The 3771-nt window shown below is 72.2% G+C and carries 3 protein-coding genes and 1 pseudogene; all 4 read left to right on the top strand.

Translation table 11 applies throughout. The features are described from left to right. The first annotated feature begins 270 nt into the window (after positions 1 to 270). Complete coding sequence (locus A612_RS07950) at positions 271 to 510, top strand: DUF6139 family protein (RefSeq protein WP_019373974.1); 240 nt, start codon at positions 271 to 273, stop codon at positions 508 to 510. A 65-nt stretch (positions 511 to 575) separates the two neighbouring features. Next, a complete protein-coding gene (locus A612_RS07945; protein WP_019373973.1) occupies positions 576 to 2675 on the top strand; it encodes an acetoacetate--CoA ligase in 2100 nt (699 codons plus the stop codon). Positions 2676 to 2754: 79 nt separating this feature from the next. Continuing rightward, positions 2755 to 3393: a CDP-diacylglycerol--serine O-phosphatidyltransferase gene (pssA, locus tag A612_RS07940; protein ID WP_040436334.1), complete on the top strand. Its 639-nt coding sequence runs from the start codon at positions 2755 to 2757 to the stop codon at positions 3391 to 3393. A gap of 113 nt (positions 3394 to 3506) precedes the next feature. Next, a pseudogene (locus A612_RS07935) lies at positions 3507 to 3771 on the top strand (septum site-determining protein MinC); the annotation flags it as partial.

Here is a 3771-nt window from a genome sequence, read left to right as displayed (position 1 = left end):
GGCCGGCCGGCCCGCCCCCGACGATGAGCACATCGGCGTCGTGCGCCGGGGAGGAGGAGGGGAGGGGGTGCCGCGTGCTGCTGACCATGTGCGTGCCTGCCTGTGCCTGGGTGCCAAGAAATCGAAGCGGGAGCCCCGATTGTGGGCCGCGCGGGGCGCGCTGTCTTGTGGCGGGTCAACGCGCGCGCCTTGGCGCCTCTTCCTACGCTGCCCGGGCCAGGACGTGCCTAGAGTGGGAAGTCCAGCAACTGCCGAGCAAAGGATTCCGACATGCGCGTGGACATCTACCGCAGACCCGAGGCCGAAGGGCGCTTCTCCTACCTGGCCGTGCCCGAGGGCAAGCCCATCCCGCAGGAGGCCACCAACGTCGACTGGAGCCAGGAGCGGCGCGGCGTCGAGATGGACGAGGGCCAGGGCGAATGGGCCGAGCTGGGCATTCCCGAGCCCGGGCGGCAGCTGCGCGAGAAGGGCTACGCCATCACCAGCGTGGAAGAGCAGCCGCGGGACTGATCGCGGGCGGCGGCGGTGTCGCCGACTGCACAGCGCACGGCCTGCGGCCGCGCTACGCTGACGCCATGGAGACACCCGCCCGCACCCCTGACACCACCGGCGCCGCCGGGGAACGCCCGGCCTACGTGCCGCAGATCCGCCTGTACCAGGACTGGCTCGAACGCGAGCGCGGCCTGCGCTTTGCCGACTACGACGCCCTGTGGCGCTGGTCCACCACCGAGCTTGATGCCTTCTGGCAGAGCATCTGGGACTACTTCGACCTGCGCTCGCCCACGCCCCACACGGCGGTGCTGGCGACCAATCGCATGCCCGGCGCACGCTGGTTCCCCGGCGCGCAGGCCAACTACGCGCGCCAGGTGCTGCGCCACGTGGATGCGGCGCACGCCGCCGGCCAGCCGGCGCTGATTGGCTGCAACGAGCGCGGCGAGCGCCGCGAACTGTCCTGGCCGGAGCTGCGCCGGCAGGTGGCGGCGCTGGCGCTGCACCTGAAGGCGGCGGGCATCGAGCCCGGCGACCGGGTGGTGGCCTACCTGCCCAACATCCCCGAGACCATGGTCGCCTTCCTCGCCTGCGCGAGCGTCGGCGCGGTCTGGAGCGTGTGCGCGCCGGACATGGGCACGCACGCCGTGCTCGACCGCTTCCGCCAGATCGGCCCGAAACTGCTGCTGGCGGTCGATGGCGTGGTGCACGGCGGGCGCGAGCACGACCGGGGGGCGGTGCTGGAGGAATTGCGCGCCGAGCTGCCGAGCGTGCAGCAGGTGATCCTCGTGAACAACCTGGACGCCGCGCGCCAGGTGGCCGGCACCACCCGCTACCACGACATCGTCGCGCGCGACGACGCCGAGGTCGCGGCCTTCGAGCCGCTGTGGCTGCCCTTCGACCACCCGCTGTGGATCGTCTATTCCAGCGGCACCACCGGCCTGCCCAAGCCCATCGTGCACGGCCACGGCGGCATGGTGCTGGTCATGCTGCAGCTGGGCGCGCTGCACAACGACATCGGCTGCAGCTACGCGGCCAACAGCTTCGGCGAGCGTTATCACTGGTACAGCTCCACCGGCTGGATCATGTGGAATGCGCAGCTCAGCGGGCTGCTGGCGGGCGCGACCTGCGTGCTGTTCGACGGCAGCCCGGGCGGCAGCCGCGAGCAGCCGGACTGGACCGTGCTGTGGCGCATGGCGGCGCGCGAGCGCGTGAGCTTCTTCGGCGCCGGCGCCGCCTTCTACGCCAACTGCATGAAGGCCGGCATCGCGCCCGCGCAGTGCGGCGACCTGTCGCGCATCCGCGTGCTGGGCAGCACCGGCTCGCCACTGTCGGCCGAGGTACAGGAGTGGGGCAGCCGCTTCCTGGCCGAGGCGGGGGTTCCGGAAGTGTGGTGGTGCAACATCTCCGGCGGCACGGACTTTGCCGGGGCCTTCATCGGCGGCAACCGCGAACTGCCGCAAACGCCCGGGCGGCTGCAGTGCCGCATGCTGGGCGCGGCGGTGGAAGCCTGGGACGACAGCGGGCGCCCGGTTCTCGACGCGGTGGGCGAGCTGGTGTGCACGCAGCCGATCCCCTCCATGCCGCTGTTCCTGTGGGGCGACGAGGACGGCGCGCGCTACCACGCCAGCTACTTCGAGATGTTCCCGCCCGGCCACGGCCGGCGGCCCGGCGGCGGCGACCTCGGCCCCGAGGCCGGCAGCGTCTGGCGCCACGGCGACTGGATCGAGATCGGCTCGGCCGCGCACCCGGGCTGCGTCATCTACGGGCGCAGCGACGCGACCATCAACCGCCACGGCCTGCGCATGGGCACGAGCGAGATCTACAGCGCCGTGGAGGCGCAGCCCGAGGTGCTCGACAGCCTGGTGGTGGACCTGGAATACCTCGGCCGCGAGAGCTTCATGCCGCTGTTCGTCGTGCTGCGCGAGGGCCACCAACTCGACGCGGCACTCACGGAGCGCATCCGCGCGGCGATCCGCCAGTCCCTGAGTCCGCGCTTTCTGCCCGACGAGATCGTGCAGGTGGCGCAGGTGCCGCGCACGCTCAGCGGCAAGAAGCAGGAGCTGCCGATCAAGAAGCTGCTGCTGGGCCAGCCGCTGGAGAAGGTGGTGAACCGCGACGCCATGGCCAACCCGGAGTGCCTGGACTGGTACGTGGACTACGCGGCGCGGCGCGCGCGGGGCTGAAAGGGCCGGGCGCCGGGCCGGGGCGCGAACGCTCCGGCGTCCGACACGGCCGGGTGGCGGCGCGCTCCACAATGCGCCCATGCCGGCATCCACCCCGACCCCGAAGCCCAAGCGTTTCTCCATGATCCGCGAGTTCCAGCTCGCGGACTGGTTCACGCTGGCCAATGCCGTCAGCGGCGTGGGCGCGCTGTTCGCCGCCATGAGCTTCCTGGAAACCGGCGAGGCCTGGCACGTGCACCTGGCGGCGGCGCTGGTGCTGGCGGCGCTGGTCTTCGACGTGCTCGACGGGCGCGTGGCGCGCTGGCGGCGCAAGTCCTCGGAGCTCGGGCGCGAGCTCGATTCGCTGGCCGACGTGATCTCGTTCGGCGTGGCGCCGGCGGTGCTGGCCTACGCCTGCGGCATGCAGGGGCTGTACGACCGCATCGTGCTGGCCTATTTCGTCGCCTGCGGCGTCTCGCGGCTGGCGCGCTACAACGTCACGGCCGAGGCCCTGTCGGGCGGCACGGGCGGCAAGGTCAGCCACTTCGAGGGCACGCCCATCCCCACCTCCATCGTGCTGGTGGGGCTGCTGTCGCTGGCGGCGGCGCGCGGCGCGCTGGGCGACGCGCTGTGGCTGGGCAGCGTGCAGATCGCCGGCTTCACGCTGCACCCGCTGGTGCTGCTGTTCGCGCTGTCGGGCTCGCTCATGATCAGCCGCATCCGCATCCCGAAGCTGTAACCTGGAGAAACGCTGGGGCGCCGCGCGCCCGAGGGCCGGCCGGTGCGAGGGCGCGCGGGTACACTTTGCGGCTTCGATCGAGCAGCGGCGCCCGCGCGGCGCCTTCACCATCCATGTCCGACGGCCAGGCGGGCCCCACCCGCAGCAGCATTGACCTGAAGAGCGCCCAGTTGCCCGTGGTGGCCGTGGTCCTGAAGACCACCGACGCCGGGCAGCTGGCTGCGGAACTGGCGTCGCGCCTGGAGGGCGAACCTGGGTTCTTCGACGGGGAGCCGGTGGCGATCGACCTGTCGGCCGTGCAGCATGACCCCCAGCCCATCGATTTTGTCGCCCTGGTGGCCGAGCTGCGCCGCCACCACGCCCGCCCGGTGGCGGTGC

The sequence above is a fragment of the Melaminivora alkalimesophila genome (genome assembly GCF_000282995.1).
Classification (GTDB): Bacteria; Pseudomonadota; Gammaproteobacteria; order Burkholderiales; family Burkholderiaceae_C; genus Melaminivora; species Melaminivora alkalimesophila.
The sequence above is the reverse complement of the archived record's forward strand: the minus strand, read 5'-3'. Positions and strand labels throughout refer to the sequence as shown.